28 protein-coding genes are annotated in these 21,682 nt (G+C 65.7%); 7 read left to right on the top strand and 21 right to left on the bottom strand.

What is annotated here, in order from left to right:
* Positions 1-82 precede the first annotated feature (82 nt).
* From TBU01S_RS11665 to TBU01S_RS11655, 3 genes are all read right to left on the bottom strand, one after another.
* Positions 83-448 carry a hypothetical protein gene (locus tag TBU01S_RS11665; protein WP_068636818.1) on the bottom strand — a complete coding sequence of 122 codons (366 nt, stop codon included), beginning with the start codon at positions 446-448 and terminating at the stop codon, positions 83-85.
* 89 nt (positions 449-537) lie between these two features.
* Complete coding sequence (locus TBU01S_RS11660; RefSeq protein WP_023083176.1) at positions 538-1,149, bottom strand: DUF3275 family protein; 612 nt, start codon at positions 1,147-1,149, stop codon at positions 538-540.
* 55 nt (positions 1,150-1,204) lie between these two features.
* Positions 1,205-1,756 carry an STY4534 family ICE replication protein gene (locus TBU01S_RS11655; RefSeq protein ID WP_068636817.1) on the bottom strand — a complete coding sequence of 184 codons (552 nt, stop codon included), beginning with the start codon at positions 1,754-1,756 and terminating at the stop codon, positions 1,205-1,207.
* 422 nt (positions 1,757-2,178) lie between these two features.
* Between TBU01S_RS11655 and TBU01S_RS11650 the strand changes: the two genes are divergently transcribed.
* A complete protein-coding gene (locus tag TBU01S_RS11650; RefSeq protein WP_068636816.1) occupies positions 2,179-2,799 on the top strand; it encodes a LysE family translocator in 621 nt (206 codons plus the stop codon).
* Positions 2,800-2,857: 58 nt separating this feature from the next.
* On the opposite strand, the gene TBU01S_RS11645 is transcribed toward TBU01S_RS11650, so the two are convergent.
* From TBU01S_RS11645 to TBU01S_RS11565, 17 genes are all read right to left on the bottom strand, one after another.
* Positions 2,858-3,574 carry a DUF5983 family protein gene (locus TBU01S_RS11645; protein ID WP_068636815.1) on the bottom strand — a complete coding sequence of 239 codons (717 nt, stop codon included), beginning with the start codon at positions 3,572-3,574 and terminating at the stop codon, positions 2,858-2,860.
* A gap of 222 nt (positions 3,575-3,796) precedes the next feature.
* Positions 3,797-4,189 (bottom strand): hypothetical protein, encoded by a 393-nt coding sequence (locus TBU01S_RS11640; RefSeq protein WP_009461168.1) that lies wholly within the window; start codon positions 4,187-4,189, stop codon positions 3,797-3,799.
* Between the two features lie 25 nt (positions 4,190-4,214).
* Positions 4,215-4,466, bottom strand: coding sequence for a hypothetical protein (locus tag TBU01S_RS11635; protein WP_068636814.1), 252 nt, complete (start codon positions 4,464-4,466; stop codon positions 4,215-4,217).
* A gap of 806 nt (positions 4,467-5,272) precedes the next feature.
* Complete coding sequence (locus TBU01S_RS11630) at positions 5,273-7,315, bottom strand: DNA topoisomerase III (RefSeq protein WP_068636813.1); 2,043 nt, start codon at positions 7,313-7,315, stop codon at positions 5,273-5,275.
* A gap of 293 nt (positions 7,316-7,608) precedes the next feature.
* A complete protein-coding gene (locus TBU01S_RS11625; protein WP_004362284.1) occupies positions 7,609-7,992 on the bottom strand; it encodes a single-stranded DNA-binding protein in 384 nt (127 codons plus the stop codon).
* The gene (locus TBU01S_RS11620; protein WP_068636812.1) at positions 7,989-8,528 is read right to left on the bottom strand and encodes a DUF3158 family protein; all 540 of its coding nucleotides are present in this window, start codon (positions 8,526-8,528) and stop codon (positions 7,989-7,991) included. The genes TBU01S_RS11625 and TBU01S_RS11620 overlap by 4 nt, the downstream gene beginning before the upstream one ends.
* A complete protein-coding gene (locus tag TBU01S_RS11615; protein WP_068636811.1) occupies positions 8,525-9,301 on the bottom strand; it encodes a PFL_4669 family integrating conjugative element protein in 777 nt (258 codons plus the stop codon). The genes TBU01S_RS11620 and TBU01S_RS11615 overlap by 4 nt, the downstream gene beginning before the upstream one ends.
* A gap of 123 nt (positions 9,302-9,424) precedes the next feature.
* Positions 9,425-9,616 carry a hypothetical protein gene (locus tag TBU01S_RS11610; protein WP_068636810.1) on the bottom strand — a complete coding sequence of 64 codons (192 nt, stop codon included), beginning with the start codon at positions 9,614-9,616 and terminating at the stop codon, positions 9,425-9,427.
* Between the two features lie 28 nt (positions 9,617-9,644).
* The gene (locus TBU01S_RS11605) at positions 9,645-9,932 is read right to left on the bottom strand and encodes a type II toxin-antitoxin system RelE/ParE family toxin (protein ID WP_020651212.1); all 288 of its coding nucleotides are present in this window, start codon (positions 9,930-9,932) and stop codon (positions 9,645-9,647) included.
* Positions 9,919-10,218 carry a type II toxin-antitoxin system RelB family antitoxin gene (gene relB, locus TBU01S_RS11600; protein ID WP_009618210.1) on the bottom strand — a complete coding sequence of 100 codons (300 nt, stop codon included), beginning with the start codon at positions 10,216-10,218 and terminating at the stop codon, positions 9,919-9,921. The genes TBU01S_RS11605 and relB overlap by 14 nt, the downstream gene beginning before the upstream one ends.
* Positions 10,219-10,349: 131 nt before the next feature.
* A complete protein-coding gene (locus tag TBU01S_RS11595) occupies positions 10,350-11,543 on the bottom strand; it encodes an STY4528 family pathogenicity island replication protein (RefSeq protein ID WP_068636809.1) in 1,194 nt (397 codons plus the stop codon).
* Between the two features lie 2 nt (positions 11,544-11,545).
* Positions 11,546-12,106 (bottom strand): DUF2857 domain-containing protein, encoded by a 561-nt coding sequence (locus tag TBU01S_RS11590; protein WP_020651215.1) that lies wholly within the window; start codon positions 12,104-12,106, stop codon positions 11,546-11,548.
* A 17-nt stretch (positions 12,107-12,123) separates the two neighbouring features.
* Positions 12,124-13,779: a ParB family protein gene (locus tag TBU01S_RS11585; RefSeq protein WP_068636808.1), complete on the bottom strand. Its 1,656-nt coding sequence runs from the start codon at positions 13,777-13,779 to the stop codon at positions 12,124-12,126.
* The gene (locus TBU01S_RS11580; protein ID WP_068636807.1) at positions 13,772-14,020 is read right to left on the bottom strand and encodes a hypothetical protein; all 249 of its coding nucleotides are present in this window, start codon (positions 14,018-14,020) and stop codon (positions 13,772-13,774) included. Before TBU01S_RS11580 ends, TBU01S_RS11585 begins: the two co-directional genes overlap by 8 nt.
* Entirely contained in the window at positions 14,004-14,870 is an 867-nt protein-coding gene (locus tag TBU01S_RS11575; RefSeq protein ID WP_068636806.1) for a ParA family protein, read from the bottom strand. Before TBU01S_RS11575 ends, TBU01S_RS11580 begins: the two co-directional genes overlap by 17 nt.
* 41 nt (positions 14,871-14,911) lie before the next feature.
* On the bottom strand, positions 14,912-15,130 hold the full coding sequence (locus tag TBU01S_RS11570; RefSeq protein WP_060833059.1) for an AlpA family transcriptional regulator: 219 nt from the start codon (positions 15,128-15,130) through the stop codon (positions 14,912-14,914).
* 110 nt (positions 15,131-15,240) lie between these two features.
* Positions 15,241-16,002 (bottom strand): hypothetical protein, encoded by a 762-nt coding sequence (locus tag TBU01S_RS11565; RefSeq protein WP_068636805.1) that lies wholly within the window; start codon positions 16,000-16,002, stop codon positions 15,241-15,243.
* Positions 16,003-16,462: 460 nt separating this feature from the next.
* Between TBU01S_RS11565 and TBU01S_RS11560 the strand changes: the two genes are divergently transcribed.
* Together TBU01S_RS11560 and TBU01S_RS11555 are read left to right on the top strand one after the other, a co-directional pair.
* On the top strand, positions 16,463-16,705 hold the full coding sequence (locus TBU01S_RS11560; protein ID WP_068636804.1) for an SRPBCC domain-containing protein: 243 nt from the start codon (positions 16,463-16,465) through the stop codon (positions 16,703-16,705).
* Positions 16,706-16,720: 15 nt separating this feature from the next.
* Positions 16,721-17,113: an MAPEG family protein gene (locus TBU01S_RS11555; RefSeq protein ID WP_068636803.1), complete on the top strand. Its 393-nt coding sequence runs from the start codon at positions 16,721-16,723 to the stop codon at positions 17,111-17,113.
* Between the two features lie 253 nt (positions 17,114-17,366).
* Here TBU01S_RS11555 and TBU01S_RS11545 read toward each other — a convergent pair whose 3' ends face one another.
* Entirely contained in the window at positions 17,367-18,347 is a 981-nt protein-coding gene (locus TBU01S_RS11545; RefSeq protein ID WP_083953584.1) for an AraC family transcriptional regulator, read from the bottom strand.
* A 55-nt stretch (positions 18,348-18,402) separates the two neighbouring features.
* Between TBU01S_RS11545 and TBU01S_RS11540 the strand changes: the two genes are divergently transcribed.
* The 4 genes from TBU01S_RS11540 to TBU01S_RS11525 all read left to right on the top strand — a co-directional run bounded on the left by TBU01S_RS11540 (position 18,403) and on the right by TBU01S_RS11525 (position 21,672).
* On the top strand, positions 18,403-19,374 hold the full coding sequence (locus tag TBU01S_RS11540) for an SDR family NAD(P)-dependent oxidoreductase (RefSeq protein WP_068636800.1): 972 nt from the start codon (positions 18,403-18,405) through the stop codon (positions 19,372-19,374).
* Positions 19,375-19,703: 329 nt separating this feature from the next.
* On the top strand, positions 19,704-20,081 hold the full coding sequence (locus tag TBU01S_RS11535; protein ID WP_217999607.1) for a helix-turn-helix domain-containing protein: 378 nt from the start codon (positions 19,704-19,706) through the stop codon (positions 20,079-20,081).
* A gap of 129 nt (positions 20,082-20,210) precedes the next feature.
* Positions 20,211-21,011: a TIGR04255 family protein gene (locus TBU01S_RS11530; protein ID WP_217999606.1), complete on the top strand. Its 801-nt coding sequence runs from the start codon at positions 20,211-20,213 to the stop codon at positions 21,009-21,011.
* 16 nt (positions 21,012-21,027) lie between these two features.
* Complete coding sequence (locus TBU01S_RS11525) at positions 21,028-21,672, top strand: transcriptional regulator (RefSeq protein ID WP_068636797.1); 645 nt, start codon at positions 21,028-21,030, stop codon at positions 21,670-21,672.
* The last annotated feature ends 10 nt before the right edge of the window (positions 21,673-21,682 follow it).

The following is a 21,682-nucleotide window of genomic DNA, read 5'->3' as shown; positions in this document are numbered from 1 at the left end:
TGATGTCCTCTTGGAAATGAAGGAGCAACCACAGCCCGCGGGGCCATGCTCGCCCCGGTTGGGTGAAGGATGATGCGTGCCGCTAAACAGCGCGCCCCGCGTGGAAGCGGTGAACCCGCTCGCGCCACTCGGGGCTTTGCACCGGCGCCATGTCGAGATAGCGCAGCGGGCACGAGTAGTAGTACGGATGCACGGACTCATCGAGGGACTTGTAGCCCCACTCAAAGCCCGCGCTTTCCAACAGATGGCAGCCGATGTAGCAGACGGACTCACCGGCCGCGAGGCCCATGACGCCCGCCTGCTTGGCGGTGACGCGAACCACGGTCCACAGAACGTCGCCGTCCAGTGTGTGGTCGATGACTTCGCAGCAAGCGCGTTCGGACGCCTGCGGAGCGAGCAACTCGCGGATCAACTGATCGCGCGTCTGACGAACGAAGGTCCAGCCCATGAGGGTCTCCTTGAAGAAAAGGCCGGAGCCCTCCCCGTCGGGGGAGAGCCCCGGCGGGTGGCGGAATGCCGCGCAAGGCGGCGGATGGATCAGGCAGCCTTGAGGTGCCAGTCCTGGGACAACGGAGCGAACTCGTAGCCCAGCTTGTCGAGACGGTCGCGCTGCTGACGCAGCACACGACGATCCACGGTCGCATCGAGCTTCACGGTCTCGCCCAGGGGCCACAAGGCACCGAACAGCGCCGCGTCGTCTGCCTCGGCCGAGGCCGCAGCGGACACGGGAGCCGGTTCGCTGCCGAACGGCGTGGTATCGACCAGGGGATCGCGCGGACTGCGCGGCTTCGCCTTCGGCTTGGCCGGGGGCGTTGCCGGAGCGGGCGCCTGCGCTTCCTCGTCGATCGGATCGACTTCCTGCGGACTCAGCCGGCGGGCCTCGTCGCGGCTCAGGGCGTCGATGTTGGACAGCGTCATCCCGCCCAGATGGGCGCGGATCTCGATGACCATGCGGCCGTTGGCGTTGTACGTGGAGGGGCGAATCTCGACGATGACGAAATCACCGTCGTACTTGCCCTCGCGGTACTGATCGAGCTCGGCGTTCTTCACGACGAACTCGCCGATCGAGGTCGCCAGGCGGCCGACGTTGAAGTCGCCGTTCCTGCCGTGGATGGTCTTGATGGCCAGTTGGCCGGGAATGGTGATCATGAAGGTCTCCTGCGGACGAAGAGAGGACAAGGCCCCGGGGATGGGGCCTTGCGGATCAGAACGACTCGGCAACGGCCAATGCGGGGGCATCGGCAGCGTCGTCGGCAGCATCGGCGTCGGGCTTGGAAGGCTCCGGTGCCGAGGCTTGCTGCGCGGCGGGCGCGTCGGACGTCACAGGGACTTCCGGGTCCCGCTCGTCGGTCTCGGTCGGCTTGGGTTCGGCCTTGTAGACGAGCTTGCCGTCGACCTTGATCCAACTGACGAACAGCAGGCGGGCCTTGAGGCTCACACCCTGCTCGCCGGCACGCTTGCCCTTGGAGTAGGTGAAGGTGTCGGTCCACAGGTCGCCCAGGCGGAAGCCGATCATCACCTTCTTCTCGGCGTCGACCGCCTGAATGCAGCGGCGCACCAGGTGCTGCGCTTCCGAACCCGATACGCGCGTGTCGAAACGCACATACGAGACGTCGTCGCTGGGACCGTTCAGGGCTGCGATATCGCAGGCCAGGAACGCATCGCCTTTCTTGGGCTTCACTTCGCGGATGCGATTGAGATACCCGAGGCCGGTGATGTGCAGATCGAAGTAGGATTTTTCGTTGGAAGTGGTCATGGTGAATCTCCTGGGAACAATGAGGCGGAGACACACCCGACCCAAGGCGGGGAAGGTGTGGAACCCCCGCGTGGGTTGATGGAACAGCTTGGTGGCATCGCCATCGAGAACCGATGGCCGTTCGCGCATGGATGCCGGTGCGAACTGGTGTGATCAACGCGGTCGGAACCGCGTCGCAGCCTTGAAGATCGTGGCTGCCTGGGCATGCTGCTGACGCAAGTCAGCGCAACATGGCCGTGAGCGTGGCGTCAGGGTGGTGTGCGGGCGAGCGGCAATCGGCATTTGCGCCCATCCACATTCCTGCTGTGCGGCACCGAATGTGGCCGGGTGTGATGTTGCACGGTGGTCAGGTACGCCCTCTGCCGACGACACGGTGATAATGTCTGTTCACGCGCCCCGCGCCTTCTGGATTCGGCCGTCCAATGACCGCGTTCGCTGCCCTGTCTCTGTTCCTTGCCATGATCGCGCTCGCTGCGATGCCCAGTTCGAGTGTGGCCCTGGTGGTTGTCCGGTCCGCAACGCTTGGGGTACGCCATGGCGTTGCCACCGCACTGGGGATTGTCGTGGGCGACTTGCTCTTCGTCGTTCTGGCTATTGCAGGGCTCGTGGCCGCGGTGGAAGTCCTGGGAAGCGTCTTCACCGTGCTGCGCTACGTCGCCGCGGCCTATCTCATCTGGGTTGGCGTGGGACTGATCCGACGTCGCGACCCGCCACTCAAGCCCAGGGGGACGCATGAGACCGGCGGCATCTGGGCAAGCTTTGCTGCTGGCATGATCTTGACGCTCGGGGATGTGAAGGCGATCTTCTTCTATGCGGCGCTGTTCCCCGTGTTCGTCGACGTTTCCGCTCTGACGGCTTTTGATGCAAGCCTCATCGCCGCAATCACCGTCGTCGCCGTGGGGGGCGTCAAGGTCGCTTACGCGATGGCTGCGCGTGCGGTCGTTTCCGCGTCCAAAGACTTGCCTTTCAAGCGGCCGGTTCGCGTGACGACGGGCGCGTTGATGATCGGAGCGGGTGGATATCTGCTGGCCAAAGGCGCGTGATCGGCGTGACACCACGTTCCACCAAGAAGAAGAGCCCCTCGCAGGGGCTCAAGAGGGGCTACTCGTTTTCGTACAGCGTCAATCCTTCGAGGATCGGCGCATCGGCGTCGAACACCAGCATCCGCACGTCGGCCAGCGCGGCCAGATGCAACACTTCGACGAGACATTCGGGCATGCCTTTCCTGCGGTGTTCCTCCCGCAGGCGCGCGGCGGTGATGCTTTCAACCTGTTGCAGATTGTCATCCGTCCAGGGGGTGGCGATCAGCTTCACGCCAATTGCCGGGGAGTACGGGATGCGAAAGGCGATGAACAGGAAGCGCGTCGGCGTGGCGATGTCCGCCAACTCGGCCAGGTAGCGGTTCGCCTCGTCGGTGAGGTGGCCACTGCTGATTTCCCAGGCCCGACTGTAGAAGCCGGTCTCGAATTTCAGGCGCCGTACCACCTCGCGTGCGGCTTCCTCGGTGCAGGCGTCGCCGACGTGGAGCGGCTGGCCCGCCTCTTTTGCCATCACGGCATAGACCACCGTGCGGACGATGCCGTGGCTGCGGCATTGCGCCTCCAACTCGGGCGGCACGTCCTGGCGTTCGGTGATCAGCGCGAAGTCGTCGCCGAAGATGCAAGCGTGGCGCTCGATCTGGCTGTCAGGCAAGTGCGCCTGCGAGGCGTGCAGCGGGAGATGGGTCAGCGGGCAATCGTCGTCGTAGGAAATGGCGAGCAGCCGTCGCACGGACAGGCCATCGTAGCCACGGACGAAGGGATTGTTGGAATGGGACATGGGATCTCTCCAGCAAGGGATGGCCAAGGCAATCCCCTGCTGGGGATTGAACCCCAGCGAGTGAATGAAGTGGCAGCCGGTCAGCCGGCGCTCGCGAAAATCAGCAGATGGTGTGGTTTCGGTACATGGCCACTCCTTTGAAGAAGGAGGGACATGGCCCCGCGTGGGGACGCATGTCCCTCATGGGGTGGGAGGAAAGGACGGTGGTGTGCCGGGCGTGGCTCACCAGCCGCTGTAGTGCAGCGTCAGGTCGGCGATGACCTTGCGCCGCTCCAGGTCGAGACCGCCGAGGTCGGACAGCCCCTCGAAGCCGCAACGCTTGAGCATCGCGCCGCCCTCGCGGGCGTTGTAGAAGCTGACCATCGCGGACAGGAACATCCGCTGGCCGCTGCTCAGGACGCCGAGGGCGTCGTTGAGCATCAGCAGATTCGGGCGCAGATCCCACTTGGTGGTGGCACGCTGCAGGCCTTCGCGTGTGCCGTCGCCGAACCATTCGGCACCGGCGATGTTGACGCCGCGCTTCCACGCCTCGAAGAAGGCTTGGGGCGCGGCGGCGAAGTGCTGGTGTTCCAGCTCGATCTGATCAAGTACCTCTTGAGGCAGAGCACGGTTCATGACAGGGGCTCCTGGTGGTTGGACATCACGGGTTGAGGCGCTGCTGCCAGCGCCCCGTTAGCAGGGCGTGCTCGGCAGCGTGGTGCGAGCGGAAGTAGCTGACCGACTCGCGCGAGACGGGACCGTCCGCATCGGCGGTGCCGATGTAGTGGCCGGCTGCGCTGCACAGCACCTGCAGGGGCAGGCGCTTGCCGACATAGGCCAGGGCCTGGTAGCCGATGGATTCGGCGCGGGCATGTTCAGCACTCAAAGGTGCCGATGCGAACGCAAGGGACATGGGGTTTCTCCTGGTGGTTGAAGACCGGGAGCACCACGCCCAGTCGGGAGCGGATACGTCCCGAAGGGTTGAGCATCGAAAACACCGGCGTCGTGGCGACGCGCGTCCGCGGGGGCGGTGCGAAGCGGACTGGATCGGTCAACGCGGCGAACCGCGTTGCAGCCTTGAGGACCGAGGCTGCCAGGGCATGGTGCTGACGACCGTCAGCGACACACGCGGGAAGGATGCAAGCGCGGCACCGCGCCGTCGCCGATCAAACGGAACCGCGCGCCGTCCGGTTTGGCCCGAGCACTGCCGGCAGCAGCAGTACACGATCCTTCCGCCCACGACAAAGGCGCCGAAGCCCCGCAAGGCTTCGGCTGGAGAGGAATCAATCCACCTGTGGGCTGCAAGCAGGCCAGGCCGTCGTCAAAGCCATTCGCTGCGTCAGCAATCTCACCCGGCCCGTTTCGTGGCTGGGGCCGGCATCCTCTGGCGTGTATCCACACACAAAGGGAACCCGTTGTTCCGCCGGCGGGCACCGGCACCGAATACCGTCGACCGCAAGCGGTCTCCTGGCACCTCGCAGCCTTGCGGGCCAAGGCGTCAGGAGACCGCTCGTGGATGGACGGAAACACCTCGATCAACGGAACCGCGGCGAGCGCGATTCGACGGAGCAATGACCTTCTCGCCCTGCAAGCCGTGATTGGCCTGTGCAGGACGCGCACACCGTTGCAGAAGGGAACGCGCGCTGGGGAGTCCCGCGGGGCGCGGGAGGTTTGCCCCGCCGTCGGCAGCAGCCAGCGTGGCAGAGGGAGACGTGGGTGTCAGTTCGCCTTGGGGCGCCGACGCGGTGGGCCGGATGTGCGGCCGGAAGTACGGTTGGACGGGCCGTGCTTGCCTGCCGCGGCGTCTTCGACCGGCTGCGTGCCTTTGCAGTCCGGGTAGCGGCTGCACGACCAGAACGTGCCGCTCTTACCGCTACGCTGGCGCATCGGGGCGCCGCATTGCGGGCAGTTCGCCGCGGGCGGCAGCTTGATGGCGAGCGTTGCGCCGCGGTACTGCTGCACGAGTTGGGCGACCCAGCTCGATTGCTTGGCAATGAAGGTGTCCAGCGTCATCTGGCCGGCCTCTATCATGTCCAGTGCCTGCTCCCACACCGCCGTCGTGCCCGGGTCGGCAATGGCTGCCGGCACCGCGTCGATCAACGTGAAGGCCGCATCCGATGCACGGATGGCACGGCCTTTCTTTAAGAGATAGCCGCGGGCCAGCAACCCGCTGATGATGTTGGCGCGCGTCGCCTCGGTGCCGATGCCCGTGGTGTCCTTCAGCTTCTGCTTCAGGCGCGGGTCGGTCACGAGCTTGGCGACGCCCTTCATGGCCTTGACCAGCTCGCCCTGCGTGTAGGGCTTGGGCGGCAGCGTCTTCAATGCCTTCAGCTCGACCTGACCGACTTGACAGGCATCGCCAGCCTTCAACGCTGGCAATACTTGGCCGCACCGTGCATCCTCTCCGTCCGTGTCGTCAAGGGCCGGCGCCGCCAGCACCTGGCGCCATCCGGCCGTCGCGATCTGCTTGCCGACCGCCACCAGCGACTGCCCGCCGCACGTGAGCTGCGCCACCGTCCGGTCAAACTCGTGATGCGGCAGGAACTGCGCGAGGTAGTGGGCGCGGATCAGCCGGTAGACGGCCAACTCCTTGTCGCTCATCGCCGAGAGATTGGCCGGCTCCAGCGTGGGGATGATGCCGTGATGCGCCGTGACCTTGCCGTCGTTCCACGCTCGCGAACGCTGCTGGCGGTCCAGGCGGTCGATCAACGGCCGCAGGCTGGGATCGGTCTTGACCAGGCTGTCGAGCACGGCCGGCACCTCGGCCAGCATGCTCTCGGGCAGGTAGCCCGAATCCGAGCGCGGATACGTCGTCGCCTTGTGCGTCTCGTACAGCGCCTGGGCAATGTCCAGCGTCTCCTGCACGTCGAGGCCCAACTGCTTGGAACACACTTCCTGCAAGGTGCCGAGGTCGAACGGCAGCGGCGGGCCTTCGCGCACGCGCTCGGTCTCCACCGACAGCACCTGGGCGGTGCCGGCCGCGCGCAGGCGTTCGGCGGCCTGCTGCGCCACCGGCTGCTGCAGGCAACGGCCGGCTTCGTCGGTGCTACCCTGCGGCGGTGTCCAGCTTGCGACAAAGGTCTGGCCTGCATGCGACAGTGCGACCTCGATGGCCCAGAACGGCACCGAGACGAAGCGCGCGATCTCGCGATCACGGTCCACGACCAGCTTGAGCGTCGGCGTCTGCACGCGCCCCACCGACAGCACGCCGTTGTAGCCGGCCTGGCGCCCCAGCAGTGTGAACAAGCGGCTCAGGTTCATTCCGATCAGCCAGTCGGCGCGCGATCGGGCGAGTGCGGAGAAATACAGCGGCAGCGTCTCCGCCGAGGGCTTGAGCGCGCCCAGTGCCTTGCGGATCGACGCATCGTTGAGCGCCGACAGCCACAGACGCTGAATCGGCCCGCGGTAGCCGCATAGCTCGATGATCTCGCGGGCGATCATCTCGCCCTCGCGGTCGGCGTCGGTCGCAATCACCAGCTCGCCCGCCTTGGCGACGAGCTGCTGCACGACCTTGAATTGCGCTGCGGTCGCCGCCTTGGGCTCGACACGCCAACGCTCAGGAACAATGGGCAGTTGCTCGATGGCCCAGCGCTTGTATTGCTCGCCGTAGCCTTCGGGAGGAACCGCCTCCACCAGATGACCGATGCACCAGGTCACGACGACACCCGCGCCGCTGTAGCAGCCGTTGCCGTGTTGACCGGCACCCAGCACACGGGCGATGTCCTTGCCCTGGGACGGCTTCTCGCACAGGAACACGCGCATGAAGCCTCCTTGGAAATGTGCGGTTCATCGGATGGGCGTCAGCTTGGCGGGCCAGGAGATGCCGGCAGCAAGGAAGCCGATTGATGCAGACACCGCTTTGTGATCGGCAGGCGTTCGGTTGCCGCAGCGGTGCGCATAGACCGCAGGAGCTGGCACAGCAAGAGCGTCGTTTCTGGAGGGCGGCTGGAACTCTGTGGACGACCTTGGAGCTATCCCCTGGGGATAGCTCGCTGGTGCATCGCGGGCGTATGACGGTTGCTACAGCCGCCCTCGGGGGAACGGCGATGGGCGAATTACTGTCCGCCGGCGGGCTTGGCGCTCAGCGCCACCGACTCGATGCGGTACGGCAGGATGCCCACGCGCCGCGCCTCGACCTTGAACGTCACGCGCTCGTTCTCGTCGGCGTCCTCCCATTCGTCGCGCACGGTGCGGCCCTCGACCAGCACCCGCATGCCTTTCTGGTACAGCGTCTTCCAGTGCTCGGCGTCGCGGTGCCACAGCTCCACGGGCGCCCAGAAGCCGCCGCGATCTTCGTACTCGCCGTCCTTCTTCGGGATCGGGTTGTCGAAGTAGACGTTCAGGCGAAGCAGCCGGCGTGGCTCGTCGTTGCCGTTCGGAAATTCGCGGTAGTCCGGCGCAGAACCGATGTTGCCCTCGCCGACGAAGTGCGTGCTCATGGTGACTCCTTGGTGGTGGGTGGAACGGACGCGGTATGCCCGTGGACGCGCCGCAGGTAAGCCGCTTCGGCCTGCGCGGCCTTGTTGGCGCATTCCAGGGCTTGGCGAGCGATGCTGTGGGTCAGGCTGATCTGCATGTTCAGCACGATGCGCTGCAGTTCGATCACGTACAGCTCGTCGATCAGCGAGGCCGGCGTCGCGGGGTTGGCCAGCAGGGCCTCCCACAACGCCACGCCCATGGAGGAACGGTCGAGGTTGCGCCAGCGCAGGAAGGTCGTCCCTGCGCCAGTGGCCTGCTGGGCCAGTTGCACGTGGAGCAGGCTGAAGGGGTAGGCGCGCGCCTGGGGCAGCACGCGCCGCTGCGCCAGGCCAATCACGTCGTCGCGCAGCGCTGCGCACTGACTGGCCCAGGTCTCCAGACTCCCCTTACCCTTAAAAGGCTGTAAAAGGCCTTTTAGGTAGCCTGCGTGTTCCAGCCGCTGGAAGTCCGTCTGTTCCAGCGGAACGAAGCGCGCGGAAGGGGTCAATGCCGTCATGTCGTGGCATCCTCGTCTGGTGCCCCATCGGCTGCGCCATCTTTCGGTGCCAGCTTCACCGCATCGGCGGCAGGCGCCGCAGCCGGCGCACCGGGCCGGTTCGCCCGCCGTGCGATGGGTGGCGCGAAGCGCGAGCGGCGCGTGCCTTCCAGCACGTCCTGCGGCAACTCGCCGAACTTCTCCAGCGCCGCTCGCGCTGCGGCGTTCTTCGCCGCGAAGTCGTCGCGCGTCGTGCCCGAGTAGCGGTACTGCTGGGCCAGCGAGAACAGGCTGCGCAGCGCGTGCGCGCCGTCATTGAGCCAGCGCTCTAAGGTGCTGCGGTCGATCAGCGCCGTGTGGTGCGCCAGGATGAGTTTGCGTGCCAGGTCGTCGTAGTCGGCCAGCAAATACACCGCCATGAAGCCGAGTTGGGCATTCACGAACAGCGGCAGCTTCACCGGCTGCACGTTCATGTTCTCGCCCAGAGACAGCGCCGGTGGCACGTCGGCCAAGGCCTGATCCACCTGTTCGCGCAGGGTCTGCAGCGTGCTCTTGGTCTGCTCCAGCTTGTCTTCGATACGCAGCATCCAGAAATCGGAGTACGGATCGTCCTGCTCGGCGCCGCGCTTCATCTTGTTCATCGCGCTGATGAAGCCGTTGAGGCCGATGATGCCGGCGCGTCCTTCTGACGGTGCGCGGCCATGCCAGATGCGGGAGGCGTGGTGCGTGTGCAGCGTCAGCGACATCGCGCTGCGCAGCGACCCGAGATTCAATTGCATGGGTTCATAGGCCATGGGTGACGACTCGCGGTAAGGGAACGAGTCGCCAGCATCGGCACCGACCGGAAGACCGTCAGTCAACAAACCGCAATCGGCTTGCGCCCGGTTGGTCCGTGGCGGGAAGGCTGGCTGTCCCAGCTATCCCCTGGGGATAGCCTCGCGGCGAGTAGCGACGGCAAGCGCCGCCTGCTGTCCCAACTGTGCAATGAAACCTTCGAGTTGGCCGTCGGCGACATCGGCATGGCGGCCGACGGCGATGTCGGCCCAGCCCATGCAAGCTGCTTCCTGCAGCGCCTTGAGTTTGGCTGCGTCAGGCTCCTTGGCATTCATGGTGAATCTCCAGTAAGGAAAACCGCCTTCACTCCCGTGCCGGCGGCCACTGCTGCGCGGCGTGCAACACGCGCAGGATGGACACCGCGCGGGTGTCCTCCATGTAGACCACCACGTAGTTCGCACGCACGACCATTTCCCGCGTGCCGGCCACGCGGCCAGGCCGGTAGAGCTTCGGGCGCTCCGGCAGCTTCGCCGCCTTGGCCTCGATATCGTCCTTCAAGCGCTGTGCGGCGTCGGGGTTGTCGTCCGAGATGTAGTCAACAATCGCCAGCAGGTCGGCGCGGGCAGCTTGCCGCCACTCAAGTACGCGCACGCCGCTTCCTGTCGATCAGGGCCTGCGCCTCGTCCATGACCTGCTGGTGCGGCACCGGCGGCCGTGTGTCGGCCAGCGCCTCCTGAACCTTCGCCCGGAACCAGGCATCGTAGGCCTCCGGGTCGGCCGTGAGGCCAGCCGGCAGCGCGCCTTCCTTGACCACACGGGTCAGCAGGATGCGCACGGCGTCCGAAACGGTGAGGCCGACCCCGGCGAGCTTCTCGGCGGCATCGGCCTTGAGCTTATCGTCCACACGGATGTGCAGCATCGAAGTCTGTGCGGCCATCTCGGCTCTCCTGTTTGTGCATCAGGCTGTATTTTGTATCTCAATTGAGACTCGCGCAAGAGCCAGGCCCGGGCCGACTGCCCGCCAGAAGGCTCCCTGTCCCAGCTATCCCCTGGGGATAGCTCGGCCGGTCACGGGTCGCGCAGGGCCGCCCGCAGCCGCGCCAGGTGGGCGCGCGCCACTTCGGGGGATACCGGCGGTGCCGATGGCGCCGGTGCCGGCGCGGGTGGACGGGAAGCAGGCGACACCGTGGCGCTGTCGCCCGCCCAGGCCTTGAACTCCCCACGGATCGCCTTCTGGATGATGCCGAACAGGTAGCCAGCCGGGTTGCGCACCGAGCTGTTGCAGCAGCGCGCCTCCCATTCGTCCAGCACCGCCTGCCGCTGGGCTTCGTCCACCTGCCGCAAGGCCACCAGCGCGCCGGACTGCTGCTCGTGCTTCAAACGCTGGAAGCGGTCTGGCAGCCGCAGGTTCTGCAAGGCCCTCGCGCGCGGTACTGTACGTACTTCATTTATACGATCATTACGTACTGTACGGTCCTCCTTCGGAATCCGAAGAGAGCTATCCGGCGTGGGTTTCGGCCCTGCTTCGGATTCCGAAGACGGGCGCGCAGCATTCCGAAGAAGGGCTTCCTGGCCTTCTTCGGATTCGTGGTCCGCACCCTCCTGTGGATAACCTGGCGTCGTCCATCCATGCAGCGCCATGCGCTGCGCCAGCACCTGCAGGCGGGTCGGCAGCGTGCGGCCGCTGAGCAGCGGGTCTTCGGCAATCTCCTTGAGCGTGTTCATGCCCACGATCTGCACCGCCTTCGCCGCGTGCGTGAGCGCCTGGCTGACCAGTCCGAGGTAGTCGGCATCAAGTTGCATCGCCTCGAAGGGAGACAGCGGTTCGTCGTGCAGCACGTAGAGGTTGCCTTGGATGCGGCCGGTCTTCGGGTCGCGCCGTCGTCGCACCAGGCTCAGCCAGCGCGTCAGCCGCAGCAGCGTCAGGGCGCGCGCCACGGTCTCGTGCGAGGCTTGCGCCCCGCAGGGCATCGAGGCCAGGTAGGGGCGCAATTGGTCGTAGGTGGGAAAGGCGGTCACGCCGTCGTCGTTGAGCTGCAGGCGGAACACCTGCCAGGCGTTGCGCTCCAGCGGGGTCAGGCGCCGGTCGAGGAACAGTCGGCGCGGCACGCTCTCATGGCGGTTGCCGCTGTAGAGGAATCCGTCGATCGCCAGCGCGGTGCCCTGTGCCGGTTCCTGCGGCCCAAGGTGCCGCAGCGCCTCGTCGAACACCGCCGACAGCGCAACGGGACCTTCGCGCCGTGGTGTGCCGGACGTGGCCATGGCTACACCAGCCCCTGGTCGATCCAGTTCCGTATCGCCGACCAGATCACCGACATAGGCAGGCTCATGGCCTCGGCCAGGTCCATGGTCAGTGCCAGCATCGCCATGTCGTCGGTCAGGGCGACATGGCGCTCGGCGACGCCGGCCTTCCAGCGTTCCCACAAGGCCACGTCCTGCGCCTCGTCGAGCACCGGATGCCGACCCTTGCGCTTGGGCAGCCCGAGGATGTCGCGGCGCAGCGCCACTTCCTGATGCGTGAGGCCGTAGAACTTGCTGACCATCTCCGTGCTCGCCCCCAGGCGCAGCATGCGGTCCACCGTAGCGATCTCCCGCTCCACGTCGTGCACCTGGCTAAGCAGCCGCTTCAACACTTCCCGGTTCACCGACACCGAACACCACGACACCGTGGCATTCACCAGCATGCTCACGAGTTCGGGGTGCTTCAGCGCATCCAGTTCCTCCTCGCCGAAGCCCATGGCCTTGCAGCGGCGCAACTGGCCGTTGCGCAGGTCATGCAGGGCCTGGGCGATCACGGCCTGGTTGAGTGGGTGCGGTGCCGACATGCGGGAGCCTCCTGCGCTCAGGAATCCTGGCTCGCTACGCCGGCTTCCAGATCCAGTAGCCGGCGCGCCAAGCGCAGCAGACGGAACAGCTTCACCAGCGCAGCATCGCTCAGACGTGTAGCCGAGCCGCCGTGGCCATGGAGCAGCGCCGCCAGTTCGTCGGCCAGCCGCGCGCGGTCCAATCCGTTCGCGGCGGGTGGCGCCGCACTCAGCGCATGCAGCAGGGTCAGTACCGCCCGCGCGAACGCCGGCAGCACCTTCGCCTGGCCCACGGACGGCGCCGCGCAGACGAAGCCGATGCCACCGATGCTGGCCTCGATATGGTCGGCGACGGCCGCTTCCTCGCCGATTTCGCGCGCGAACTGCGCGATGTGCACGCGCAGGCGATCCGGCGCGTCCAGCCCCGGCTCGACGTACCAGACGTCCGAGATGGGATAGAGCCCGCCGACCTGTACGGGGATCGCACGCAGCGCATCGGCCTCGAAGTCGGGCAGCTTGTCGCCAAGCTGGTCGGCGACCATCCGCTGGATGGACTGCAGGCGCTCGGTGGTCGGTGCCGGTGTCACGATGTGCCCTTGCAGGCGCTCGTCGCGTGGTCCGCGCTGGTCCTCTGGCGCTTCGGGCGATGCAAGCGGTGTCGCTGCTGACGCATGCGAGACCGGCGTGGTGTCGCGCGGTACGGACGACACGGGTGGCTGCTGAGGTGCGGAGACCGGTGCGGAAGGAGCAGCAGGCACGACAGACGCCGCCGAAGGCATCGGCGCCGCCGGTTCGCTGGTCAGCGCACGCTGGCGGCTTTCGCTGTCGTTGATTTCCAGCGCCAGCGTGTCGTAGTCGGCCTCCAGCAACTCGGCCATCTGGCCCACCAGTTCGTCCTGCACCCGCTGCGGCGAGAAGTCGTCCGGCTGTGTGTCGAACTGCGTCAGCACGTCCTGAAACAAGGTGGCGAAGTCCACGGCCACGGTGCGGCCCAGCGTACGCCGCTCCCAGGTGCGCTCGCACGCCTTGCGCAGTACCGCGATCCGTTCCACCTGATGTCGTCCCAGGCCGCCGTAGAGCAGGTTCGGTATCGCCGGCAGCAGATAGCGCACCGCATCGTTCATGCGGCTGATGTGTGACTGCGGCACCGGATAGCCGTCGGCCGTCAGCCGTCGCGCGAGTTCGCTCTGTGACAGCGCCTGGCCGCTTTCCTGCTCGTAGAACTCGCGCGCCTTCTCGATGCCCAGGGCGCGCTCGATGAAGGTCAGCCCGCCGCGCAGTTCGTTCTCGGCCAGGTGCCCGGTCAACGCCACGATTTCGCCGCGCGCCGGCCACGGGCGGAACAGGCACGCAATGCGGAAGAAGCGGTCTTCCCTGGTTTCGCTCCACAGTTCGCGCAGGATGGCGAGCCGCGTATTGCCACCGTTCCTGATGATGTAGTGCGCCTCGCCCGGCCGGCGGGTGATCGCGGGTGGTGCGTCCAGCCCGCGCTCGCGGATCGAGGCCTTGATCTCCTCGTAGGCCGGGTTACGCGTCACGCGCGGGTCATGTTCATAGGGGCGCAGTTGATCCAGCGTCACCACCATCGGCGTGTCGGCGATGGGGTCGGTCAAGGCCGCAGCCGAAGGACCGCTGCGCTCGAAGCCGGTGGCCAGCAGCTTGGCGGCCAGGTCCTGCGGCGTCGGCTCAGCCATCGCTGCTCTCCCGAGATGCCGCCGATGCCTGTCGATCGGCGCGGCGAAGCTGCGCGCGTGCGTTGCGGCTGGCACGGTGATCGCTCGCAGTCGAACTGGTGTAGATCGCGGCGCAGCCGGGCTTGGTGAACATCAGGTGCCCGCCGCGCGTGCGTTTCACGTGCCAGCCTTCGCCCAGCGCGAACTCGATCAGCGCGCGCAGCCGCGCATGGCCGCGGGCCAGTTCATGCGCGTTCGCCATGACTGGCTCCCCCTACGCGGCCTCTGCCGGTAACGCACGCGAAGCGCTCCCGCCATGCCGGGAACAACTCGCCAGCCAGTGCACGCATCGTCTCCAATGCCGCAGGCGCAGTACGGCCCACTGGTTGCCGGTACTCGACGCGATGCACCGGCAGTCCCCGTGTGGCGGCACGTGGGTAGGCCTCGATGGCCGGGACGTCGGTGTTCAGGACCTGTATGCCAGCGTGCGCCTGGAAGACTTGTCGTAGGGCCTTCTGGATCAGTCGGGCGTTCGACGAAACCGGATGCACGCGGTTGATGAGCAAGCGCAGCGGCGGTGGCTCGATGCCGAGGTGCCGATACGGAGCGATGTCCTCGATCAGTTGCAGCGTGCCGCGCCTCAGCTCACGCGCCGCCAGGATTTCCGGTGTCACCGGCGACAGCGCCAGGCTGGAGGCCAGTACCGCCATCTCCAGCAGCACACTGCGCGCTCCCTGGGTATCGATCAGCAGCAGGTCGTAGTGCGATGACAGCGCGGGGAGCAGGTGACGCAGGCGCAGCCGGCCGTCGGGTGCGTGCAGCAGCAATGTGTTCAGTTCGCCGCGGTGGTCGTTCGACACCACCAGGTCGAGACCTGCCACAGCGGTCTGCGAAGCCAATTGCTCGATACGCTGCTCGTTGAAGGCCAGCATCTCGTAGATACCGGCAGGCGCATGCGTGCCGAGCGTGAAGTAGCTCGACAAGGTGGGCTGTACGTCCAGGTCCAGCAGCAGCACGCGCAGTCCTGCATCGGCGATGAAGCCGCCCAGGTTCGCCGCGGTGGTCGTCTTGCCGACGCCACCCTTGGTCGAAATGATGGATACCACCTGCATGGCGCGACTCCTCGTGGAAGGGATTCCGACGGAGCGCGGGCTCACGCCCGTTCCCTGAGTCGATCGGTGATCCACTGATCGATCTCCACCGAATCCCAGCCGATGGCGCGTACCCCGAGGCGCAGGGGCTTGGGAAACTTGCCCTCCTTGATCAGGTTGTAGATGTGGGCGCGCTTGAAGCCGGTCTTGGCCTCGACTTCCGCGCGGCGCAGGATGCGGTGTTCGTTCGGCATCGCGGTGGCGATGGTCTGGGCAGTCACGAGGGACACTCCTTGGCGCTGTGTAGCGGCGGTGATGGACGTGCCCCGTATTCAATAGCGCGGTTCCCGCGCAGTCACCGCAAGTGCAGGCTCGGCGTCTGCACTTGCAGTCAGCGGTCCTGGGTGGCGAGATGACGCCTGGCTGCCGAAAACTTCGCCCACAGCGTTCGCTCGCTGATCCCGGATTTGTCGCCGTAGTGGGCAACCAGCGCACTGATGACCGATTCCAGCGTCTCGAAGGACGAATAGGGAACGCCATTGGGCGACTTGCCCAGCAGCAGGGTCAGAAGACCGCCAACGATGTTCAGGTAGGTGGACTCACTGCGGGCGCCCGGCACCCCGGAACGCTTCTCGCGCTCCGTGCGCGCCTGATGCTCCTGGCTGAGCGCCTGGAACTGGGCATAGAGCGCATCCCAGGCTTGCACCCTGTCGGCAAGCTGGAGCTTCAACGCCTCGCGATCCATGACCAGTGCCTGCACGGCATCGACACTGACGGCCGGATGCAGGTGACGCTCGAAGGCATCGAACAGGAAGGCCGGTCGCTGGTCGGGATAGAAACGGATCATCCAGGCCTTCAGATCGACGTGGCGAATTGTGAGGCTGGGGTCATCGAGCAAGGCGGGGTCGTTGCTCGTGATGCCGTCCTTGCCGTAGGGAAGGTCGAGATGCACCAGTGCGTCGTAGATCCGTTCCGCGTTCAAGCGAAGCTGTGGCCAGCGTGCCAGTTCGGGGTGCTCCGGCAAGCGGTTCATCCCCTTGGTGACATCGAGGATGCGGCGCTCGAAACGCGACAGTCCCGCCCACTGGATGGCCGCCTCGATCGGACGGTAGAAGACCTTGGCTTGGACGTCGGATGAAGGTGGCTTTCGCATGGCTGCTCCCTGGTAACCGGATTCAGGACATCTGTTTCCCTCGTTGATTGGAATCGCTGCCGGGACGCGCCTTCACGGCGCGAGACGGTGGCGGCTTGGCTTGTGGGAAAGGCCGGAATGACGGATGTTCACCAGAGCAGCCGCCTGTCGATATGGCGCTTGTCCACCAGCACCGAGCCTCTGCGTGGCGGTATGCTTCAATGGGTTGACTGCCCATGGCGGGATGGCTCGATAACGAGGTTTTGCTACAGACGCCATCGCGGCGAAAGACGGATTCGGTCTTCTTGCGTTCGAGTCTGGGCGTTACCGGCGTGCAAGACAGCGACGGTCTATCAGCAGACGCAGTGTGGGCGGAAACAGGTGTGGCGATGCCGCCTCGACGGAGTGCGGCGAGGTTTCGGGCAAGACGCGAGAGGTCTGCCTCCAGATCGAGAAAGCATGATCGATCCCCCCGCGGCTGGTGCACAGCTTCAGCGCCCGCTGGTCGGACGATGTGGCGGCGGACAGACCCTCGCGCGTGACCTGGGATATCCTTCCCGCGGGTGACGACGCCTGCAAGCTCGTGCTCACCCACGACGATTTCGGCGGCGCCACCGCCACCAGCCAGGCCGTGCGCGGCGGCTGGCCCGAAGTGCTGTCGCGGCTGAAGACGCCGGTCGAGACGGGAGCGCCATTTTTCATCCCTGCGCCGCCCCCGGCCTGACACCCAGGAGCCCACATGAACCCGCCCACTCTGACTGCTTGCTATGCCGGTTGGTTCGGCATTCTCTTTCTCGTTCTTTCCATCTGGGTATCCATTGGAAGGGCGCAATTCAAGGCGCACCACGGGGACGGCGGACACGAGTCGCTGCGACGCCGGATCAGGATCCAGGCGAACTTCGCCGAGTATGTGCCGCTGGCGCTGCTGCTCGTGGGCCTCAACGAAGTGCTCGGGGCCGAGCGCTGGACGGTGCATGCGCTGCTGATCGCGCTGCTCGCCGCCCGGCTCGTCCATCCCTTCGGGATGACGGCGCCCGAGGGCTCGCTTCAGCAGTACGCGCTCAGGGCGCCGGCCATGATGGCGACTTGGACCGTGCTGGCGGTCGCGTCAGGCATGTTGCTTTTGCGCTAGAACCGCACGCGCGGCACCAGAAAGTCTAGGAAGGCACGCCCCGCAGGGGCGGGTAGTCGCCTTTGGCCCATGAATACGGCATGCACCTCCACGGTGCCGCCGGGACTCCAGTCCTCCAGCACTGGCAGCCGCCGCTCAGCGGCGATGTCTTCGCGCGCCTGGAATGTGGCCAGCCGCGCCAGCCCCAGCCCGGCCACGGCTAGGCGGCGCAGGGCCTGGCCGTCGCTGGCAGCGCGCGCGTAGTTCAGGCCGATCAGGTTGTGTCGCTGCAGGTCGTCCGGCGCGGCTGGCGCGTCACCTCGCGCGCTACTCGTCGCGGGGTGGTGCCGGTGACGCGGCGGAAGGCCACGCCGAAGGCGCTTGGTGAGGCATAGCCCAGTTCATCCGCCACCGACTCGATCGTGGCCCCGGGGCGTGACAACGCCTGGCGCGCCAGCGCCATCCGCCAATGGAGCAGATAGTCCATCGGTGCCTGCCCCACCGTCTGCCGAAACCGGGCCGAGAACTGCGATCGCGACAGATGGCTGACCTCGGCCAGTTCTTGCAGCCGCCAGGCTCTGCCTGGCTCGCGATGAATGGCGCGAAGTGCCGGCCCGATACGCGGATCGGCCAGTGCTGCCAGCCACCCGCGGGCAGCGGTTGCCGGCAAGGCCCGGATCAACTCGATGAATACGATCTGCATGATGTGAGTCGCCATGGCCGCCGATCCCGGCGCCTCCGCGCGGCACTCTTCCTCCAGCCGGTCGAGCAGCCAGCCGATCCGCAGCGCCACCGGGCTGCTGCCGGGGATCACCGTCACCGCTTGCAGGGCATCGATCAGCAGCGCGGCGGCCGGTGGCAAATCCATGCGCCCGCCGAGGCAAAGGAATTCCGGCCCGGGTCCGGCATCGAGTTGCGCGATCAGGGTGTTCTCGCAACCGGCGAAGACGTCCTGCGCCGGTTGCGCCAGCCGGTCGAGATCGGTGCCGAGTGTGAACGGTCTGCCTGGCGCGACCAGAAAGCAGTCGCCGGTCTTCAGCGCCCAGCGCTGCCCGGCCACCTCCAGCCCGCACTCGCCCCGGCGGATCACGTTGCATTTGAGCGTCGGAAGCGAAGCGACCCGCAGCGCCCACAGCCCCCGCGCCTGGAGTCCGGTCGAGACGGCCGCCTGTACCCCGGCCAGCGCCAGCAATTGCGAAAGTGGCTCGTCTGGCAGCATAGGATGATCTGAACAGAAAATGAGAATTTCTAGCATAGATGATCCTGCCGGCGCGGGCCATCATCTCTCCGTCAAGATCAGGAGATGAACGATGAACCCGATGCAAAAGCCGCTCGGCACCCCTTTCACACCCTTCACTACCGCCGAAGAAGTCGCCCGCGGCATCGACCTATCCGGCAAGACCGTGGTGGTCACTGGCGGTGCGTCCGGCCTTGGGCTGGAGTCCGCTCGTGTGTTCTCGGGCCTCGGTGCCCGTGTCATCGTTCCGGCGCGCAACGTGGACGCCGCGCGCCGGGCGCTGGCCGGGCTCGCCCGGGTCGAAGTGGCCGGGATGGAACTGACCGACCCCGCCTCGATCCGTGCCTTCGCCGAGGGCTTCCTCGCCAGCGGCCGATCGCTGCACCTGCTGGTTCTCAGCGCCGGCATCATGGCGACGCCGTTGTTCCGCGATGCCGAAGGGCGCGAAGGACAGTTCGCCACCAACCACCTGGGACATTTCCGCCTGACGGCCGCACTCTGGCCGGTGCTCAAGGCGGCCGGCACGGCACGGGTGGTGGTGCTGTCCTCCCGTGGGCATTTGTTGCCCGGATTCGACCTGACCGATCTGGATTTCACCCGGCGGCCCTACGACAAGATCGCGGCCTATGCCCAATCGAAGACCGCCAACGCCCTGTTCGCGGTGGCGCTGGATGCGCGAGGCAGGCAACACGGCATCCGTGCCTACTCGGTGCATCCAGGCTCGATCCTCGGGAACCTGGCCCGGCACATAAGCCCCGAGGAACTGGAAGCCTACGGGGCGTTGAACCCGGATGGCACGCCCCTGATCGACCCGGCCAACGACAAGAAGAACTTCCCCCAGGGCGCGGCCACCATGGTCTGGTGCGCCACGGCGCCGGAACTGGAAGGGATCGGCGGGGTGTATTGCGAGGACAGCGACATCGCTCCGGTCGAAGCCGAGGGGCGGTTCGGCGTCCGCCCCTACGCCGCAGATCCGGACCTGGCCGAAGCGCTGTGGACGGAAACGCTTCGCCTGACAGGAGAGACATCGGCTCGCTTCATGTAGCCAGCGCACGTCATGGCTTCATGAGCAATGACCCGCCAGGCCAGGAAAGAACCGGGCGTATCACAAGTGTCAGATTTCGCCGACCACCGATGAACCCATGGCGGCATCCAGCGATCAAGCAGTGCTCGTTGACGCAGCCGTGACCAGAACTGCGTCAAGAACCGCAATGGACGGCAAAGGCTTGTTGCATGGTCTTCCGATCCTGTCCTTGGTTGACCAAGCATCGATTATTCATTCAAATATGGACGATTATTTGATTAATAAGCTCATATTTGAGCTTCTAAAAGATGTCCTCTTCCGAGCAAAAACGCTCTGGTGCGCAGGTGGCGATGCCGCAGCCCGTCGCGCGTGCGCTGCACCGCCTGGGGCAGGACATCTCGGCGGCGCGGCGCATGCGCCGCCTGAGCCAGGAAGACCTTGCTCAGCGCATCGGCACGTCCCTGAGCACCGTCAGGCGCATGGAAGATGGCTACCCCGGCACCGCGCTGCACACCTTCCTGCGCGCGCTGCACGTGCTGGGCCGGCTCGATGACCTGTCACGGGCGATGACCCTGGAGAAGGACGCCCTTGGCATGGAACTGGTGCGGGAATTGTTGCCACAGCGGGTGCGCAGCCCTTCCCGCAGGCAAGGGCAGCCGGCGGGGCGAACGTCGGGAGCCGGCGATGGTGACGCGGACGGGGGTGTCGACGTACTGGAAGGCTTTTGACGGCGCCGTATCCTTAGCCTGAGCCTGCGCCCCCCTGATCCAGCCGCATTGGGCAATGCTCCCTGGCATGGGTGTCAACCATGGTGTAAACTGGCAACTGAAGTGTCAACCGAGAAGATGGAGCGGCCTGTGAGCGAACGAATGTCCAATGCGCCGGTGTACTACGCGCTGGCACAGGCGCATTTCAATCCGGTGGCGGCCATGGTCAAGTATGTCGACCAAATACAAGATCGACTGCGTCGTGAAGGGTATCCCTTGTTCGAGCCGCAGCAGGTCACTCACTTGGTCGTGTCCGGGCCAGGCCAAGCACAACAAGCCGAACCAAAGATCCAGCAAACGGTATCCTGGCTCCTGACCAGGAGTGATCGATCTGCGGGCTTCATCCTGTCCCCTTCGACAATCACGTTTCATACGACGCATTACGACACCCACAAGACATTCATTCCGGAATTACTGCGTGGGTTGGATGCCGTGCATGATGCGGTCAGCCTTGACCACGTGGGGCGGCTTGGGTTGCGCTACCTGGATGCGGTGGTGCCATCAGACGGAGAGTCCGTTGAACAGTACCTTGTCGGTGGCGTCCATGGGGTGGGATTCGACGCGGTTCGCCGACACGCAATGAGTGAGTCCGTGTTTTCAACCGATGTTGGTCCACTCGTTCCCGTCGGAACCTTGGTTGCAAGGGTATACAGAGCAACGGCGCAGCTTGGTTTCCCTCCCGATATGCTGCCGAACGGGCTGGCACTGAATCCGCGTTTCGCCATGTCCACGCCACGTGAGCATGGTGTGCTCGATACCGACCATTTCTGCGAAGGTCGCATGCCTATCGATCTCGGCAAGCTCGAAGAACAACTGCGCTCGCTGCATGTCCCAATCAAGTCCGTGTTCAAGGCGACCACCACGGATCACGCGCGCCGGGCATGGGCGTAACGCTGGAGACCCCCACATGTACACCGAGACATTCCCGACAATCAGGACTTCGCCGTCGATCGTACCCGTTCGAGTCGCGGCCACGGCTGCCTTCGCCCTGATGGGGATCACGCAGTTGGTTGGCGGTACTGGCAGCGTGTTCGATGTGACCCGGGCGGGGGAATGGCGCAGGCTGGTGGAGGCGCGGACTCCCATTCACGTCGAAATCGAGGTGGATGGCGAGGAGGCAGTTCGTCCCGATCTGCGAAGCGCTTCGGAGCATCTGGCCAACATCCGTGAGGTGCTCAATCCAGCAATCGCTGATCTCGCCGGGACCTTTGGTGTTTCCCGGCAAGCGATCTACAAATGGCTGGGGGGGGAGTCGACGCCAGAAGCGGACAACTTCGCTCGGATACAGGCACTCAGCCAAGTGGCCGACGCCTTTCGCGAAGCAGGCGTCAAACGGGCGCCAATGATGCTGAAGATGAAGGCGTTTGACGGCAGGTCTCTCCTGGATCTCATCGCTGCAAACCAGACTGTCATGGAGCATGTCCAAACCCTGATTTCAGAGGCTCAGGCCATGGATGCGGCATACGAAAGGTCGGGACTGGCCAAGAGCAAGGCCGCGCCAACGGATGATTGGCGTTCCGCTGCTTCCATTCCTGGCTATCCCGAGCAGTGATTCGGGGATC

Origin of the sequence: Thauera butanivorans NBRC 103042 (assembly GCF_001591165.1) — a bacterium.
Taxonomy (GTDB): Bacteria; Pseudomonadota; Gammaproteobacteria; order Burkholderiales; family Rhodocyclaceae; genus Thauera; species Thauera butanivorans.
The sequence above is the reverse complement of the archived record's forward strand: the minus strand, read 5'-3'. Positions and strand labels throughout refer to the sequence as shown.

Coding starts and splice junctions, on each gene's coding strand:
- TBU01S_RS11665 (WP_068636818.1), bottom strand. CDS start 448: ATGGGCTGGACCTTCGTTCGTCAGACGCGCGATCAGTTGATCCGCGAG.
- TBU01S_RS11660 (WP_023083176.1), bottom strand. CDS start 1,149: ATGATCACCATTCCCGGCCAACTGGCCATCAAGACCATCCACGGCAGG.
- TBU01S_RS11655 (WP_068636817.1), bottom strand. CDS start 1,756: ATGACCACTTCCAACGAAAAATCCTACTTCGATCTGCACATCACCGGC.
- TBU01S_RS11650 (WP_068636816.1), top strand. CDS start 2,179: ATGACCGCGTTCGCTGCCCTGTCTCTGTTCCTTGCCATGATCGCGCTC.
- TBU01S_RS11645 (WP_068636815.1), bottom strand. CDS start 3,574: ATGTCCCATTCCAACAATCCCTTCGTCCGTGGCTACGATGGCCTGTCC.
- TBU01S_RS11640 (WP_009461168.1), bottom strand. CDS start 4,189: ATGAACCGTGCTCTGCCTCAAGAGGTACTTGATCAGATCGAGCTGGAA.
- TBU01S_RS11635 (WP_068636814.1), bottom strand. CDS start 4,466: ATGTCCCTTGCGTTCGCATCGGCACCTTTGAGTGCTGAACATGCCCGC.
- TBU01S_RS11630 (WP_068636813.1), bottom strand. CDS start 7,315: ATGCGCGTGTTCCTGTGCGAGAAGCCGTCCCAGGGCAAGGACATCGCC.
- TBU01S_RS11625 (WP_004362284.1), bottom strand. CDS start 7,992: ATGAGCACGCACTTCGTCGGCGAGGGCAACATCGGTTCTGCGCCGGAC.
- TBU01S_RS11620 (WP_068636812.1), bottom strand. CDS start 8,528: ATGACGGCATTGACCCCTTCCGCGCGCTTCGTTCCGCTGGAACAGACG.
- TBU01S_RS11615 (WP_068636811.1), bottom strand. CDS start 9,301: ATGGCCTATGAACCCATGCAATTGAATCTCGGGTCGCTGCGCAGCGCG.
- TBU01S_RS11610 (WP_068636810.1), bottom strand. CDS start 9,616: ATGAATGCCAAGGAGCCTGACGCAGCCAAACTCAAGGCGCTGCAGGAA.
- relB (WP_009618210.1), bottom strand. CDS start 10,218: ATGGCCGCACAGACTTCGATGCTGCACATCCGTGTGGACGATAAGCTC.
- TBU01S_RS11595 (WP_068636809.1), bottom strand. CDS start 11,543: ATGGCCACGTCCGGCACACCACGGCGCGAAGGTCCCGTTGCGCTGTCG.
- TBU01S_RS11590 (WP_020651215.1), bottom strand. CDS start 12,106: ATGTCGGCACCGCACCCACTCAACCAGGCCGTGATCGCCCAGGCCCTG.
- TBU01S_RS11585 (WP_068636808.1), bottom strand. CDS start 13,779: ATGGCTGAGCCGACGCCGCAGGACCTGGCCGCCAAGCTGCTGGCCACC.
- TBU01S_RS11580 (WP_068636807.1), bottom strand. CDS start 14,020: ATGGCGAACGCGCATGAACTGGCCCGCGGCCATGCGCGGCTGCGCGCG.
- TBU01S_RS11575 (WP_068636806.1), bottom strand. CDS start 14,870: ATGCAGGTGGTATCCATCATTTCGACCAAGGGTGGCGTCGGCAAGACG.
- TBU01S_RS11565 (WP_068636805.1), bottom strand. CDS start 16,002: ATGCGAAAGCCACCTTCATCCGACGTCCAAGCCAAGGTCTTCTACCGT.
- TBU01S_RS11555 (WP_068636803.1), top strand. CDS start 16,721: ATGAACCCGCCCACTCTGACTGCTTGCTATGCCGGTTGGTTCGGCATT.
- TBU01S_RS11545 (WP_083953584.1), bottom strand. CDS start 18,347: ATGCTAGAAATTCTCATTTTCTGTTCAGATCATCCTATGCTGCCAGAC.
- TBU01S_RS11540 (WP_068636800.1), top strand. CDS start 18,403: ATGAACCCGATGCAAAAGCCGCTCGGCACCCCTTTCACACCCTTCACT.
- TBU01S_RS11535 (WP_217999607.1), top strand. CDS start 19,704: ATGCCGCAGCCCGTCGCGCGTGCGCTGCACCGCCTGGGGCAGGACATC.
- TBU01S_RS11525 (WP_068636797.1), top strand. CDS start 21,028: ATGTACACCGAGACATTCCCGACAATCAGGACTTCGCCGTCGATCGTA.